This window comes from Collinsella sp. LCP21S3_A3 (genome assembly GCF_052118905.1).
Lineage (GTDB): Bacteria > Actinomycetota > Coriobacteriia > Coriobacteriales > Coriobacteriaceae > Collinsella.
Genome location: NZ_JBQKGH010000007.1, coordinates 98,466 through 114,296, shown reverse-complemented (window position 1 = coordinate 114,296; position 15,831 = coordinate 98,466). Strand labels below are relative to the sequence as shown.

The window sequence follows — 15,831 nt, the reverse complement described above, 5'->3', positions numbered from 1 at the left end:
AGTTGAGGACCAGGTCTTCGGCGTTCATGCTGCCCCCATCATCGCGGTCTACGGGGTCAACGATATGGCACCGTGGGGACACATGTATGTCAATCCTGGTCTAACAGAGCCTTAAATAATCATTCGGAACAAATTTATTTTTATCCCCGTCCCAGAAAAATCATCGGGTGTGGTTTTGGGCAAACAGTCTAGTTGCGCTTGAGATGGACGACGGTTTCGCAGTGGAAGGTTTGCGGGAACAGGTCGACCGGCGTGATCTTGACGGGGGAGAAGGTGCCTTCCTCGACAAAGCGCTTAAGATCGCGTGCCAAAGTCGCCGGATCACAGCTCACGTAGGCCACGTCGCGGGCGCTCGTGCTGGCGATGAGGTCGATTGCCTCGGGTGCCAGACCTGCACGCGGCGGGTCGACCACCAGGACATCGGCATCCTGGTCGGGGAACTCGCGCACGGCATCGCCGCCGATGACATCGACGTTATCGAGCTTGTTAATCTCGAGGTTGCGGCGCAGGTCGCGCACGGCCGGGCCATAGGCCTCGACGGCGGCAACAAAATCACAGCGGCGGGCGAGCGGCAGGGTAAAGGTGCCGGCGCCGCAGTACAGGTCCATGGCAAGCTCGTCTTCTTGCGGGTCGAGCGCCTCCATGACAAGCTCGATCAAAATCTCGGCGCCCTTGGTGTTGACCTGGAAAAACGATGGGGCCGAAAGGCGCATCTGGCCGTCGGCGATGTTCTCGGTCCAGGAGCCCTCGCCGGCGAGCATCTCCACCTTGGAGACGCGGCGGGCCTTCTTCTCGCCCTTGCTCATGACGCGCACTACGCTCGTGGGGCGAGCGGCGTCTGCCAACACGCGCGAGACCTGCGAGCGCGGGAAGGAGCCCGTGGGCGTCCAAAGTGCGACCTCGAGCGCCTTGGTGCGACGCGAAGCGCGAATGCCCACGCGCTCCAGACCCAGATCGTGACTGCCGCTCAGATAGTTGAGCGCGCCGACGACCGATTTGAGCGCCTTGGGAAAACGCTTATCGAACAGCGGGCACGAATCTACGGTGACGATCTTGCTGGGATCGACGCCGTGCATGCCAAGGCGAACGCGGCCGTTAACGAGGGTGGGCTCCAGCTCAATCTTGTTGCGGTAGCCCCAGTCGTCCTTGGTGTGGCGGATGGGCTGGACAAGATCGTTGACCTGCTCGGGGGCGAACTTGCCAATGCGCTCGAGCGTGGAGCGCAGGTTTTGCTCTTTGGCGGCAAGCTGCGCGGTGCGCGAGAGATTGCCCCACGAACAACCGCCGCAGACGCCCACGAAGGGGCAGGGGGGCTGAATGCGATCGGGGCCCGGCTCCAGAATCTCGGTCGTGCGGGCGCGCATAAACGACTTGCCGTCCTGCACGATCTCGGCCTCGACGGTGTCGCCTGCCACGGCGCCCTGCACAAAGACGGCCTTGCCGTTGTCGGCGTGCGCCAGTCCGTCGGCGCCGTAGGTCATCGATTCTATGGTGAGCTTCATGTTCCTGCCTGTCATTCGCGGTATTGTTCGCAACCATGGTAGCAGTGAAAAGCGCCCCGTATTTGGGGTATTCCTCAAATACGGGGCGCTTCTACAAACGTCTATTTCGTCTTGCCGGTAATGAGCGTCTTAAGGCCTAGGCCGATCAGGCCCAGTCCCATGCGCACGCGACCGGGGCGATGGCGCTCGATGGTCTTGGCCTTGCCAGCGGGCTTCTCGCGGCGGGCGCCCTTCTCGGACGCGGGGTTGGCCGTCTGCGGTTGGGGCCGAGGAGCAGGCTCGGACTCAGGCTCTATGACGGTTGCCTGAACCTTCTGGACCTCGGGTGCGGCCGGCTGCGGTTCGAGCTCAGGCTTGGATGCGAGCGTAGGTTCTGCCTTGGCGACGGCCTCGGCGTTGCGATAGGCACGCTCCAGCAGAGCTTCCTGCGAGTTGAAGGGTTTCTCGCCTTCTTTGCGCTTCACGGGAATCCAGGTGCCGTCACTCGTCAGACTGCGTGCCTTCACGTTGTCGCGCAGCTGCATGCCCATGTACTCGTGCACCTGGGCGCGGCAGGTGGGGTCGAGCACGGGGAAGGCGATCTCCACGCGGTGCTCGGTGTTGCGCGTCATCATGTCTGCCGAGCTCAGGTAGATCATATCCGAGTCCACGCCAAAGGCATAGACGCGCGCATGCTCCAAGAAGCGTCCGACGATGGAGCGCACGTGCACGTTCTCGGTCTTGCCCGGAACACCGGGCTTGAGGCACGAGATACCGCGGATGATCATGTCCACGCGCACACCGGCACACGATGCCTCGGCGATCTTGTCGATGACCTCGCGGTCGGTAAGCGAGTTGAGCTTAAAGAACACGCGGGCGGGCTCGCCGACAAGGGCACGCTGAATCTCGCGGTCCAGGCCGCGCATGATGAGCGGCTTGAGGCCCACGGGCGCCACGCCCAGGAAGCGGTAGTCGCCGCGCAGGTTGCCCAGCGACAGGTTGCGGAAGAACAGGTTAGCGTCCTCGCCGATGCCGGGATGCGCGGTCATGAGCATAAAGTCGCTGTAGAGCTTGGCCGTCTTCTCGTTAAAGTTGCCGGTACCCAAAAGCGTCAGACGGGTAAGCGCCATGCCCTCGCGATAGGTGAGCTGGCAGATCTTGGAATGGCATTTAAAGCCCTCGGAGCCGTAGATAACGGTGCAGCCGGCCTCTTCCAGCCGCTCGGCCCATTCGATGTTGTTTTGCTCGTCAAAGCGGGCGCGGAGCTCCATGAGCACTGTAACCTCTTTGCCGTTTTCGGCAGCATCGATGAGCGACTCGCACAGGCGGCTTTGTTTGGCCACGCGGTAGAGCGTGATGCGAAGCGAGATGCACTCGGGGTCGTAGGCTGCTTCGTGCACCAGGTCCAAGAACGGATTCATGGTCTCGTAAGGGTAAAAGAGCAGCTTGTCATGCTGCAGCACCTGATCGCGGATGGAGCGGGTCATATCGATGGTGGGGTTGGGCTGCGGCCTAAACGGCGTAAAGAGCAACTCGTTGCGTAGATGCTCGGGTATTTTGCCCTCGATGCCAAAGACATAGCCCAGGTTGAGCGGGATATCGCAGGTAAAAACCGAGCGGCGCGAAAGCTCGAGCGCTTTGCGGATGGTCTTGAGCGTTGGCTTTTCGAGCGAGCCCGATACGGCGAGCACCACCGGCTGCAGGCGCAGGCGCTTCTTGAGGATGCGCTTCATGTGCTGGCGGTAATCCTCTTCCTCCTCGACGCCCTCGCCGTCCGGATCGATGTCGGCGTTGCGGGTGACGCGGATGAGCGCGCGGTCGAGCGGCTTATAGGAGCCGAAGCAGCTGTCCAGGCAGGCGAGGATGACGTCCTCGAGCAGAATGTAGGAGTAGGTGCCGGTGGGCGAGGGGATTTCGACCACGCGGTTCATCGAGGCGGGAATCTCGATAAGGCCCAGCAGGCTCTCCTCGTCGGTGATGCCGTCCAGGCCACAAGCCAGATAGAGCGCGCCGTTGCGCAGGTTGGGGAAGGGATGGCGCGGATCGATGACCAGCGGCGAGATGACCGGTGATACGTAGGCCTGGAAGTAGCGGGTTACAAAGGTATGTTCCTCGGGCGTAAGCGAATCGATGCGGGCGCGGTGAACGCCCAAAGCGTCGAGCTTGTCCTCGATGCTCTTAAAGATCGACTCCCAGCGGGTAAGGAGCCCGGGCAGCTCTGCCATGACAGCATCGACCTGTTCGGAGGCGGTCATATTGCTCTTGTTGTCGACGGGCTGTTTTTTGAGCTCTGCCAGATCGGACAAGCCGCCCACGCGCACCATGAGAAACTCGTCGAGGTTTGACTCGAAGATCGAGACGAACTTAAGGCGCTCGAACAGTGGCACAGACTCATCGAAGGCTTCGTCGAGTACGCGGTTATCAAAGCGCAGCCAGCTAAGCTCTCGATTTTGCGTATACGAGAAATCGCGCGGTTTCTTGCGCAGCTTGGCGGCGTTCTGCTTCTTTTCGATTTTGCTCGGCATATGCATCTGTCCGTTCAGTCCCTACAGGGGACGGTAGCCTAACACTATTTCTTATTGTCTCAATTTAGTCGACCTATGGCGCGGACGTATCGCGCGAACGGTATCTTTACCTACTTATTACGCTGACGATCCGAAGCACTAACGTCCGGTGCTTTGAGCAAGCGATCTATATCCTCACTCAACTGGTGAGAATGTATGAATAAGAATGATAGCAAGCTGAATATAATCGAATTTAGGTCGAATCGAGGACAAGCGTCATTTATATGCAGAAAACCGTTTTCGCTATGCAATTTTGAATCATGGATAACTTTGAGTGTTCAATCTTGATTTCCTAGAAAAATAACGTTTACCTAGGAAAATCTGCTTTACGAAACTGAAGTGCATCATGGGAAATCATATGCGATATACCGTTCATCGTACTTTGTTGACCGTTCGGGGGCGAGGTGGAATTGCGGGTGGAAATTGGATATAACTAGAGCTGTCAGCAAGCAGCGCTCCATACGGAGGGGCGCTGATACATTCGGCCCTGACAAGGGCCCGAAAGAAAGGTAGGAGGCCATGACGAAAGGTCTGCACGTGCCTTCCGAGATCGGCAAGCTCAGGAAGGTCTGCCTGCACCGTCCCGGCGACGAGCTCCTCAACCTGCCGCCCGACGAGCTCGAGCGGCTCCTGTTCGACGACGTCCCGTTCCTGGAGGTCGCGCAGCAGGAGCACGACACCTTCGCCCAGATCCTGAGGGACCAGGGCGTCGAGGTGCTCTACCTCGAGAACCTCGTCGCCGAGGTGTTCGACCAGGTCCCCGGCGCCCGCGCCGAGTTCACCGACCAGTACATCGCCGAGGCCGGCATCCGCGGGAAGCACATGCCGCAGATCGTCCGCGAGAAGCTGGACTCCATCGAGGACAACCTCGAGTTCGTCAAGAAGACCATGGCCGGCATGACCAAGGCCGAGATCGAGATGCCCCTCACGGCCTCCACGACCCTCGACTCCCTGGTCAACTCCGAGTCCGAGTCCGACCTGATCATCGACCCGATGCCCAACCTCTACTTCACCCGCGACCCGTTCGCGGTCGTCGGCGAGGGCGTCAACCTCAACCGCATGTACTCGGTCACCCGCAACCGCGAGACCCTGTACGGCAAGTACGTCTTCAAGTACCACCCCGACTACAAGGACGTCTCCCTGTACTTCCGCCGCGACTGCCAGTTCCACACCGAGGGCGGCGACGTGCTGAACATCAACGAGAAGACCCTCGCCGTCGGCATCTCCCAGCGCACCCAGGCCGCCGCTATCGACGTCATGGCCCAGAACATCTTCTGGAACTCCGACTCCAAGGTCGAGCGCATCCTGGCCTTCGACATCCCGGTCTCGCGCGCCTTCATGCACCTCGACACGGTCTTCACCCAGATCGACGTCGATAAGTTCACGATCCACCCCGCCATCATGGGCACCCTGCGCGTCTACGAGCTGACCGCCGGCAAGAACCCGGGCGACGTGAACATCCGCCTGATCGAGGACACCCTCGAGCACGTCCTGGAGGACGCCACCGGCGTCGACCAGGTCAAGCTGATCCCCTGCGGCGGCGGCGACCCGATCGCGGCCTCCCGCGAGCAGTGGAACGACGGCTCCAACACCCTGTGCGTCGAGCCCGGCAAGATCTGCGTCTACGCCCGCAACACCGTCACCAACGACGTGCTGTACAAGGAGGGCCTGGACCTTCTCGTCGTGCCCTCCGCCGAGCTCTCCCGCGGCCGTGGCGGCCCGCGCTGCATGAGCATGCCCTTCTGGCGCGAGGACCTCTAAGGTTTTCAAAGACCCGTACAGGTCTTAAAGCAAACGTCTAACTGCCATTAGATGTTTCCCATTGGGGCGGTGCGGATCTTTCGCACCGCCCCATTCTTGTTTAATGAAGCTAATTCAACAACAGATAAGGTGGCCATTATGTCTAAAGACAGTCGTGTCGATAACCCCAACGGTGTCGGCTTTTTCGGCCTTGTCGGCATGGTCGTTTCCTCCTGCATCGGCACGGGCGTCTTCGCCCTTACCGGTCAGCTCGCTAACGTCGCCTCTCCTGGTGCTGCGCTCATCGCTTGGGTCGTTTGCGGCCTGGGCTTTTTGATGCTGGCGCTCTCGCTCGCCAACGTGGGTTCCAAGCGCCCCGATCTTGACGGCGCCTGCGCGTACGCGGAGGAGGGCTTCGGTCCTTTCCACGGATTTATCTCCGGCTGGGGCTATTGGCTTTCCGCCTGGCTCGGCAATGTCGGCTTTGGCACCATGATCGCCCAGGTCCTGGGTTCCGATTATTGCCTGGGCACGATCATGCCGGGCGTGTTCTCGGATCCCGTGACCGGAAACCCCGCTGTCGTCGGCGTCGTTGTCGTGTCGCTGGTCCTGTGGGGTATTACGTTCTTGGTCATTCGCGGCGTCGAGAGCGCTGCGGCCTTCAACGCGATCGTCATGGTCATTAAGATTGCCTCCATCCTGCTGTTCATCGTGTTTTCCTGCTTCGCCTTTAATGCCGGTGTGTTTACCGCCGACTTCTGGGGCACCGCCGCGCGCAATGCCACGATCATCGCCGCCAACGGCGTTGAACTCGGAAGCGTTGCCAACCAGGTCACGCAGTGCATTCTGATCATGATGTGGGTCTTCATCGGCGTCGAGGGCGCTTCGGTCATGTCCGGTCGCGCTAAGCGCAAGAGTGAAGTCGGCTCCGCCACTATCATCGGCTTGATCGTGCTGCTCACCCTCTACATCGGCGCTTCCGTCATTCCGTACGGCGTTGTTGACTATGCCGATCTGGTTGCGGCTCCCAAGCCTGCCACCATTTCCGTGTTCGAGCAGCTTGCTCCCGGCTGGGGCGGCGCCTTCATCTCCTGGGCCATCATCATCTCGGTGTGCGGCTCCTGGCTCTCCTTTACCATGCTTCCCGCCGAGGTCTCCTCGATGATGGCCGACCACGGTCTGCTTCCCAAGTCCTGGGGCGAGGTCAACGCCAAGGGCGCGCCGCAGATGGCCTTGATTATCGTCGGTGCCCTGACGGAGGCGTTCATCATCATCGCCACGTTCGCTGCCGACGCTTATACCTTCGCGATCTCCATGTGCACCGTGACCATCGTTGTCACCTGGGCCTACGCTGCTGCCTATCAGGTCAAGCTCTCTCGCGAGCGCGGCGAGTCGGGCCAGGCTCTTATCGGTATCCTCGCCCTGGTGTTCCAGGTCGTCGGCGTGCTCTTTACCGGCTGGGGTTTCTTGCTGCTTGCCTGTCTGGGCTACATTCCCGGTTTCCTGTTCTATCGCAAGGCACTCACCGAGTCTGGTCAGTCCATGGGCAACGGCCAGGTTATCTGTGCCGTGGTGATCGCCCTTTTGGGCATCATCTCCATTCCCATGACCTTCGCCGGCATCATCCCCGTGTTCTAGCGATTGGAGCCTAGCCATGGATATCAAGACAATCGGCGTTGAGGAATGGCTCAACGTTTGGGAGAAGAGCGCTACGTGGGATATCGCCCAGTCGACGATCTCGTCGCTTACCATGGGCGAGTTGCGCGCGCTCGACGAGCAGGACGGCGCTACCTTCTACGAGCGCCTGGACCGCGAGAAGATGAACTACGGCTGGATCGAGGGCTCGCCCGACTTTAAGGCCGAGGTCGCCAAGCTCTATCGTCGCGAGGTCAATCCCGATCACATTCTTCAGACCAATGGCTGCACGGGTGCCAACCTCAACGCCATCATGGCCGTGGTCGAGCCCGGCGACCACGTGATTGCCGAGTGGCCTACCTATGCGCCGCTCTACGAGATCCCGCGTACACTGGGCGCCGAGGTCGAGTATTGGGAGCTTCGCGAGGAGCTCGGCTGGAAGCCCGATATCGAGGAACTCAAGCGCCTGGTTCGCCCCAACACGAAACTCATCTGCATCAATAACGCATCGAACCCCATCGGTACGGTGCTTGATGCCGATACGCTCGGTCAGATTGCCGAGATCGCCCGTTCGGTGGGCGCCTACGTGCTGTGTGACGAGGTGTATCTGCCGCTCGAGAACACCGAGTCCTTTATGTCGATGGTCGACGTGTATGAGAAGGCCATTGTCACCAACTCGGTGTCTAAGACCTATTCGACGCCTGCAGCCCGCGTGGGTTGGGTCGTGGCCGACGAAGAGGTGTCCAATCGCATCCGTACCTATCGCGATTACACCATGATCTGCGGCGGCGTGTTCAACGATGCCCTGGCGACCTATGTGCTTGAGCACAAGGACAAGATTCTCGAGCGCAACCGCAAGATTGTGTCTGGCAATCGCGATATCGCGCAGGCTTGGATCGATACGCAACATCGCGTTTCCTGGACGGCCCCGCAGGGCGTGTCTACCTCGTTTATCCAGCTTGATATTCCCGAGGACGACGAGGAGTTCTGCAAGCGCCTGTTGTCCGAGAGGGGAGTGCTGCTGGTGCCCGGCAGCCGTTTTGAGCTTCCCTGCGGCGCACGCCTGGGCTACTGCGCGAGCGAAAATGTTCTTCGCGAGGGCCTGAGGCTTCTGGGCGAGGCTCTGGCCGAGTTCGATCGCTAATCCCTTGAGGCCCTCGAAGGACTAAACCTTACTTGGCCCTAGGTGTACCGAATGCAGACCCGCTCCCTTTTGGGGAGCGGGTCTGCATGTCTTTGCCGCCGGAAAAGTCAAGTTGTTACAAATGGGGACGCAAAATCGATCGGGTATTCGACGGGCCTTATACTAAGTTTCCGGTGAACGGTATCCAACGTCTGGTAAACGGTAATCTGTTTGCTAAAAATGAATAGGACAAACTTTTTTATGAATAAAAATTAAAATGGTTGAGAGACAGCAAGAATAGCGAATTCTATTCATATCGTTGCACGAAATATGCAATATGAGGGTGGTTTAACAAAGTTTAGTTCCATTTGATTTTTGGATTGAAAACGCGTTTAAGCACGTAAATAAACTTTATTAAGATGAAGTGTGCCATGCGTGAAGTATATGTGTATGCCGTTCACCCCCTATAAAAAACCGTTCGGGGGCAAGGTGGAAGTATGGGTTGATTTTGGATATAAATATGTCGTCAGCAATAACGCCTCACACGGAGGGGCGCTAACGAATCGGCCCTGACAAGGGCCCGAAAGAAAGGTAGGAGGCCATGACGAAAGGTCTGCACGTGCCTTCCGAGATCGGCAAGCTCAGGAAGGTCTGCCTGCACCGTCCCGGCGACGAGCTCCTCAACCTGCCGCCCGACGAGCTCGAGCGGCTCCTGTTCGACGACGTCCCGTTCCTGGAGGTCGCGCAGCAGGAGCACGACACCTTCGCCCAGATCCTGAGGGACCAGGGCGTCGAGGTGCTCTACCTCGAGAACCTCGTCGCCGAGGTGTTCGACCAGGTCCCCGGCGCCCGCGCCGAGTTCACCGACCAGTACATCGCCGAGGCCGGCATCCGCGGGAAGCACATGCCGCAGATCGTCCGCGAGAAGCTGGACTCCATCGAGGACAACCTCGAGTTCGTCAAGAAGACCATGGCCGGCATGACCAAGGCCGAGATCGAGATGCCCCTCACGGCCTCCACGACCCTCGACTCCCTGGTCAACTCCGAGTCCGAGTCCGACCTGATCATCGACCCGATGCCCAACCTCTACTTCACCCGCGACCCGTTCGCGGTCGTCGGCGAGGGCGTCAACCTCAACCGCATGTACTCGGTCACCCGCAACCGCGAGACCCTGTACGGCAAGTACGTCTTCAAGTACCACCCCGACTACAAGGACGTCTCCCTGTACTTCCGCCGCGACTGCCAGTTCCACACCGAGGGCGGCGACGTGCTGAACATCAACGAGAAGACCCTCGCCGTCGGCATCTCCCAGCGCACCCAGGCCGCCGCTATCGACGTCATGGCCCAGAACATCTTCTGGAACTCCGACTCCAAGGTCGAGCGCATCCTGGCCTTCGACATCCCGGTCTCGCGCGCCTTCATGCACCTCGACACGGTCTTCACCCAGATCGACGTCGATAAGTTCACGATCCACCCCGCCATCATGGGCACCCTGCGCGTCTACGAGCTGACCGCCGGCAAGAACCCGGGCGACGTGAACATCCGCCTGATCGAGGACACCCTCGAGCACGTCCTGGAGGACGCCACCGGCGTCGACCAGGTCAAGCTGATCCCCTGCGGCGGCGGCGACCCGATCGCGGCCTCCCGCGAGCAGTGGAACGACGGCTCCAACACCCTGTGCGTCGAGCCCGGCAAGATCTGCGTCTACGCCCGCAACACCGTCACCAACGACGTGCTGTACAAGGAGGGCCTGGACCTTCTCGTCGTGCCCTCCGCCGAGCTCTCCCGCGGCCGTGGCGGCCCGCGCTGCATGAGCATGCCCTTCTGGCGCGAGGACCTCTAAGTCTTTCCGTTTCCGGTGCGGTCCCCCTACAACCGCACCGGTTTTGCCTGTCAAACGGGCAACACTAATACTTGCGTAATTCATTTTTCGAAAGGAAACGAACCATGGGTGTTAACCTCTCCGGCCGTAGCTTCCTCAAGCTCCTCGACCTCACCACCGAGGAGATCGAGTACCTGCTCAAGCTCTCCAAGAACTTCAAGGACATGAAGCGCGCTGGCGTTCCGCACCGCTATCTCGAGGGCAAGAACATCGTTCTGCTCTTCCAGAAGACCTCCACTCGCACCCGCTGCGCCTTCGAGGTCGGCGGCATGGATCTGGGCATGGGCGTCACCTACCTCGATCCGGGTTCGTCGCAGATGGGCAAGAAGGAGTCCATCGAGGACACCGCCCGCGTTCTCGGCCGCATGTATGACGGCATCGAGTTCCGTGGTTTTGCCCAGGACGACGTCGAGGAGCTCGCCGCTAAGTCCGGCGTGCCCGTGTGGAACGGCCTGACCACTGAGTGGCATCCCACCCAGATGCTCGCCGACATCCTGACCGTCCAGGAGAACTTCAACTACGACATCAAGGGCAAGACCCTCGTCTTCATGGGCGACTGCAAGAACAACGTTGCTCGCTCCCTCATGGTTGTCTGCTCCAAGCTCGGCATGAATTTCGTGGCCTGTGGCCCCGAGGAGTGCATGCCCGCTGACGACGTCATCGAGGCCTGCAAGCCCATCGCCGAGGCTAACGACTGCACCATCAAGCTGACCACCGACGTCAAGGACGGCGTCACCGGTGCCGACGTTATCTACACCGACGTGTGGGTCTCCATGGGCGAGCCTGACGAGGTCTGGGCCGAGCGCATCGCTCAGCTCACTCCGTATCGTGTCACCTCCGAGGTCATGGCTATGGCCAACCCGGGTGCCATCTTCCTGCACTGCCTGCCCAGCTTCCACGACACCAACACCACGATTGGCGCCGAGAAGTGCGAGCAGTTCGGCATTACCGAGCAGGAGGTCACCGACGAGGTCTTCGAGAGCCCCGCTTCCAAGGTTTTCGACGAGGCCGAGAACCGCATGCACACCATCAAGGCTGTCATGTACGCAACGCTCAAGTAAGAGCCTTTAAGCATTTCGCTCGGGGTGTATTGCTGCACACCCCGAGCGGTTTGTCTGGTAAATATCTTGCGTCGGGCGGTGGGCACGGCACGGAAGATCCGCTTCGCGCGAGAAAGTTAAATGATTTATGAAGGGGGGATGAGAACCATGACTGAGACCGCAAAGAAAAAGCGCGGTATGCCTTCATCGTTCACCATTCTTCTAGCTCTGCTGGCAATTGTTGCAGTGATTACCGTTATCGTCTCCGGCACGTCCGGCGGCGCTGTTACTGCAGCCCGCCTGAGCGATTTCTGCACCGCCCCGATTCTGGGCTTCGCTGACGCTCTGCCCGTCTGCCTCTTCGTTATGATCTTGGGCGGCTTCCTCGGTATGATGACCGAGACCGGCGCCCTGGACAACGGCATTGCCGTTCTGGTGCAGAAGCTTAAGGGCAACGAGATCATGCTCGTTCCTGTCCTTATGCTCATCTTCTCCCTCGGTGGTACCACCTATGGTATGTGCGAGGAGACCGTTCCCTTCTACGCCCTGCTCGCCGCTACTATGATGGCTGCCGGCTTCGACCCCATGGTCGGCGCTGCTACCGTCCTGCTCGGCGCTGGCTGCGGCTGCCTCGGTTCCACGGTTAACCCGTTCGCCGTCGGCGCTGCCGTCGACGCTCTGACCGGCGTTGGCATTGAGGTCAACCAGTCCATCATCATCGGCCTCGGTGCCGTCCTGTGGATTGTTACCACGGCCATTTCCATCTTCTTCGTCATGGGCTATGCCAAGAAGGTCAAGGCTGACAAGGGTTCCACCATCCTGTCGATGCAGGAGCTCAAGGACGCCGAAGAGGCTCACGGCAAGGCTGCTTCCGAGGTTAACAAGGAGGTCAAGCTCACCGGTCGTCAGAAGGGTGTTCTGATCGCCTTTGCCTTCACCTTCGTCGTCATGATCGTCGGCTTCATTCCGCTGGCCGACCTCAACGAGGGCGTTGCCAACTTCTTTGACGCTGGCGCTGTCTACGATGCCGACGGTAACACCGTCGTCCAGGGCTGGTCTGCCCTGATCACCGGCCTGCCCATTGGCCAGTGGTACTTCGACGAGGCTTCCACCTGGTTCTTCCTCATGGCTATCCTGATCGGTATCATCGGTGGCCTGTCCGAGAAGCAGATCGTTAACACCTTCATCACCGGCGCTGCCGACATGATGTCCGTTGTTCTCGTCATCGCCCTCGCCCGTGGCATCTCCGTCCTCATGGCCAACACCGGTCTCGACGTCTACGTCCTCGACGCTGCCGCCAGTGCCCTGGCTGGTCTGTCCGGCGTGATCTTCGCTCCCATGAGCTTCCTGGTCTACTTCGGCCTGTCCTTCCTGATCCCCTCGACCTCTGGTATGGCTACCGTCTCCATGCCCATCATGGGACCGCTGGCTGTTAAGCTCGGCTTCTCGCCCGAGGTCATGGTCATGATCTTCTCCGCCGCCATCGGTGTCGTGAACCTGTTCACCCCGACCTCCGGTGCCATCATGGGCGGTCTCGCCCTGGCCAAGATCGAGTGGACGACCTGGCTCAAGTTTGCCCTTAAGCTCATCGTCGTTCTCTCCGTCGTCTGCGCCATCATCCTGACCGTCGCCTGCGTGTTGATCTAAGTACCCAATGGGTGCCCCACGGAAACCTTGACGATCCTGTAGAGGATCACTTGGTCATCGTCTGTCCGGTGGGGTCAACCCACCGGTAGACTCCTACCTTTAGCCCCCTCCCGTTCCGTGCGCGGGAGGGGGCGCTCTTATGTTGCGCGGTTCTACGAACCGCGCAGCCAGTTGACGCTGCGCGCCGCCCAGAACGACAATTTGTCATTCAAAAGGCAAGGCATGACCAAAAGGTCTATGCCTTGCCTTTTTCATGCCAACTTGTACGTTCTGGACGGCGCTCGCTGACTTATGCTCAACCTGCGACGTTTCCCTTGCTGGTGCAGGGAGCAGCTTGCTCGCTCTGGCGCCCGTGTCTGACTTATGCTCAACCTGCGATGTTGCCATTGTTGGTGCAGGGGAAGTGCGTTTGGGGCAGCTAATTTGGGACGGGGCTTTTTTGACTACCCCCACATCTGTCTCTTATACACATCTCCGAGCCCACGAGACTTATCGCTGAATCTCGGTTGGCGGGGACGGGGCTTTTTTGACTACCCCCACATAAAGGGTAGTCAAAAAAGCCCCGTCCCAAATTAGCTGCCCCGGCCTCGTCGGTGGGGGAGGGTCTGCTCCGCTATAATCGCCTAGGACATTAAATGGAAACGGGACGGGAGCCATACATGCGCCAGGGTTTCGACAACGCGAAGTATATCGAGCTGCAGGCTGCTCACATTAAGGAGCGCATCTCGCAGTTTGGCGGCAAGCTGTATTTGGAGTTTGGCGGCAAGCTGTTCGATGACTATCATGCGAGCCGCGTGCTGCCGGGTTTTGAACCGGACAGCAAGTTCCGCATGCTCAAGAGCATTGCCGACGACGTCGAGGTCATCATCGCAATCAATGCGAACCATATCGAGAAGAACAAGGCCCGTGGCGACTTGGGCATTACCTATGACGAGGACGTCCTGCGTCTGGTCGATCTGTTCCGCGGGAACGGATTTGCCGTTGCCGCCGTGGTCATCACGCAGTATGCCGGTCAGCCCGCTGCCGACGTCTTCCGCAATCGTCTAAACGCGCTCGGCATTCCCGCCAAGCTGCACTATCCCATCGAGGGCTATCCGCACGATGTCGACCTGATCGTTTCTGATGAAGGCTACGGCAAGAACGAGTTTGTCGAGACCACGCGTCCGCTCGTTGTCGTGACGGCGCCCGGCCCTGGCTCGGGTAAGCTCGCCACCTGCCTGTCGCAGCTGTATCACGAGCACAAGCATGGCACCGCTGCCGGCTATGCCAAGTTTGAGACCTTCCCGGTCTGGAATCTCCCCCTCACGCATCCGGTGAACATTGCCTATGAGGCTGCCACGGCAGACCTCGATGACGCCAACATCATCGACTCGTTCCACCTTGAGGCATACAACAAGACCACGGTCAACTACAACCGAGACGTTGAGGCGTTCCCGGTTGTTCGCGCCCTCATGGAAAAGATCTTGGGCGAGAGCCCCTATCAGAGCCCCACGGACATGGGCGTCAATATGGTCGGTTTTGCCATTACCGATGACGATGCATGCCGAGATGCCTCCAAGATGGAGATCGTGCGTCGCTATTTTGCCGCGGTTGAAAGCGTGCGCCGTACTGGCGTGGGCGATGAGCAGGTCGACCGTCTCAAACTCATTATGAAAAAAGCCGGCATCGACAAGAACTATTCGCCGGCACGCTCGGCTGCTCTCACCAGGGAGCAACTGACGGGCGGTCCCGTGGGTGCCATGGTGATGCCGGACGGTTCGGTAGTGACCGGAAAGACCTCAACGCGTCTGGGTGCCGCGAGCTCGCTCATCATGAACGCGCTTAAGCATGTTTCAGGCGTCGATCTTGAGCTCGAGGTCATCAGCGATGAGGCGATTGAGCCTATCAGCAAGCTCAAGACGCATTTCCTTGGCAGCAAAAACCCGCGTCTCCACACCGACGAGACGCTCATGGCGCTCTCTATCACCTCGGCCACGAGCGAGACGGCTACTCGTGTTCTTTCGGGTCTTGAGCAGCTGCGCGGCTGCGACGCCTTCTTTAGCGTGATTATCTCGCCTACGGACGAGACGGTGCTGCGCAAGCTGGGCATTAACGTGTGCTGTGAGCCCAAGTTTGAGCGCCGCGGTTTCTTCCATCGCTAAGATTGAGATGAGACGCCGCATCGGAGTGCGCACCCGATGCGGCGCTTAGGGGGTTTTAGGGCTATATTTGCCGAAATTTAGGCCGTTTACCTGCCCAAAAGCGATTTGCGCGGTATACAATTACCTCAGTGGATACATCCTTTGCGGGGCTACCCATGATGGATGTTGCCGGCCATCGAGGGATGCGCCGGTCATGCGCGGTGCTTTTGATGCTCGTGCTCGGTTTGAGGAGGCTGCCATGGCGGGCAAGGGTCGTGCGAGTGTCAACGATATGAAGCGTGTCGAGGTGCTGGTGCTGATGGAGATCGCTCGGCAATCTAAGGGAAACGGTGTGCCGTACGGTTTCTCGCGCAAGACACTCTCCGAGTGCGTAGGGGTTTCGCCGTATCGTGCCCGCGCTGCAATCGACCGTTTGGATTCTGATGGCCTTATCGAGGTCGTTTCTCGTTATAACGATGATGGCGGCCAGCTTGCAAACGGCATATGCCTGACCGAGCGAGGCGAGTGGTACCTTAAGGGTGTTCGTGCCGGCATGCTTGTTCAAGATATGTTGAAGGATGAGACTGCCGATCGGTAAC

10 protein-coding genes are annotated in these 15,831 nt (G+C 59.5%); 8 read left to right on the top strand and 2 right to left on the bottom strand.

From position 1 onward, the window contains the following. Positions 1-188 precede the first annotated feature (188 nt). Positions 189-1,517 (bottom strand): 23S rRNA (uracil(1939)-C(5))-methyltransferase RlmD, encoded by a 1,329-nt coding sequence (rlmD, locus tag ACTQ0H_RS05515; RefSeq protein ID WP_441537964.1) that lies wholly within the window; start codon positions 1,515-1,517, stop codon positions 189-191. Between the two features lie 86 nt (positions 1,518-1,603). Next, positions 1,604-4,012 carry a polyphosphate kinase 1 gene (gene ppk1, locus ACTQ0H_RS05510; protein WP_441537966.1) on the bottom strand — a complete coding sequence of 803 codons (2,409 nt, stop codon included), beginning with the start codon at positions 4,010-4,012 and terminating at the stop codon, positions 1,604-1,606. 552 nt (positions 4,013-4,564) lie between these two features. Between ppk1 and arcA (ACTQ0H_RS05505) the strand changes: the two genes are divergently transcribed. From arcA (ACTQ0H_RS05505) to ACTQ0H_RS05470, 8 genes are all read left to right on the top strand, one after another. Then, positions 4,565-5,806, top strand: a complete 1,242-nt coding sequence (gene arcA / locus ACTQ0H_RS05505; RefSeq protein WP_427719159.1) for an arginine deiminase — start codon at positions 4,565-4,567, stop codon at positions 5,804-5,806. A gap of 138 nt (positions 5,807-5,944) precedes the next feature. Then, the gene (locus ACTQ0H_RS05500; RefSeq protein WP_441040931.1) at positions 5,945-7,423 is read left to right on the top strand and encodes an amino acid permease; all 1,479 of its coding nucleotides are present in this window, start codon (positions 5,945-5,947) and stop codon (positions 7,421-7,423) included. Positions 7,424-7,439: 16 nt separating this feature from the next. Next, entirely contained in the window at positions 7,440-8,564 is a 1,125-nt protein-coding gene (locus ACTQ0H_RS05495; RefSeq protein ID WP_441040929.1) for an aminotransferase, read from the top strand. A gap of 580 nt (positions 8,565-9,144) precedes the next feature. After that, complete coding sequence (arcA, locus tag ACTQ0H_RS05490) at positions 9,145-10,386, top strand: arginine deiminase (RefSeq protein WP_427719159.1); 1,242 nt, start codon at positions 9,145-9,147, stop codon at positions 10,384-10,386. 104 nt (positions 10,387-10,490) lie between these two features. After that, positions 10,491-11,486, top strand: coding sequence for an ornithine carbamoyltransferase (gene argF / locus ACTQ0H_RS05485; protein ID WP_154515223.1), 996 nt, complete (start codon positions 10,491-10,493; stop codon positions 11,484-11,486). Between the two features lie 138 nt (positions 11,487-11,624). Beyond that, positions 11,625-13,112 carry a YfcC family protein gene (locus ACTQ0H_RS05480; protein WP_370450555.1) on the top strand — a complete coding sequence of 496 codons (1,488 nt, stop codon included), beginning with the start codon at positions 11,625-11,627 and terminating at the stop codon, positions 13,110-13,112. A 659-nt stretch (positions 13,113-13,771) separates the two neighbouring features. Continuing rightward, positions 13,772-15,253: a DUF1846 domain-containing protein gene (locus ACTQ0H_RS05475; RefSeq protein WP_154515227.1), complete on the top strand. Its 1,482-nt coding sequence runs from the start codon at positions 13,772-13,774 to the stop codon at positions 15,251-15,253. Positions 15,254-15,446: 193 nt separating this feature from the next. Further along, positions 15,447-15,830 (top strand): hypothetical protein, encoded by a 384-nt coding sequence (locus ACTQ0H_RS05470; RefSeq protein ID WP_427727637.1) that lies wholly within the window; start codon positions 15,447-15,449, stop codon positions 15,828-15,830. Position 15,831: the final 1 nt, after the last annotated feature.

Bases quoted from the DNA above. Each gene is read 5' to 3' on its own strand.
- ACTQ0H_RS05480 (WP_370450555.1), top strand. From the start codon at position 11,625: ATGAGAACCATGACTGAGACCGCAAAGAAAAAGCGCGGTATGCCTTCA.
- argF (WP_154515223.1), top strand. From the start codon at position 10,491: ATGGGTGTTAACCTCTCCGGCCGTAGCTTCCTCAAGCTCCTCGACCTC.
- ACTQ0H_RS05475 (WP_154515227.1), top strand. From the start codon at position 13,772: ATGCGCCAGGGTTTCGACAACGCGAAGTATATCGAGCTGCAGGCTGCT.
- ACTQ0H_RS05470 (WP_427727637.1), top strand. From the start codon at position 15,447: ATGCGCGGTGCTTTTGATGCTCGTGCTCGGTTTGAGGAGGCTGCCATG.
- ppk1 (WP_441537966.1), bottom strand. From the start codon at position 4,012: ATGCATATGCCGAGCAAAATCGAAAAGAAGCAGAACGCCGCCAAGCTG.
- ACTQ0H_RS05500 (WP_441040931.1), top strand. From the start codon at position 5,945: ATGTCTAAAGACAGTCGTGTCGATAACCCCAACGGTGTCGGCTTTTTC.
- rlmD (WP_441537964.1), bottom strand. From the start codon at position 1,517: ATGACAGGCAGGAACATGAAGCTCACCATAGAATCGATGACCTACGGC.
- arcA (WP_427719159.1), top strand. From the start codon at position 4,565: ATGACGAAAGGTCTGCACGTGCCTTCCGAGATCGGCAAGCTCAGGAAG.
- arcA (WP_427719159.1), top strand. From the start codon at position 9,145: ATGACGAAAGGTCTGCACGTGCCTTCCGAGATCGGCAAGCTCAGGAAG.
- ACTQ0H_RS05495 (WP_441040929.1), top strand. From the start codon at position 7,440: ATGGATATCAAGACAATCGGCGTTGAGGAATGGCTCAACGTTTGGGAG.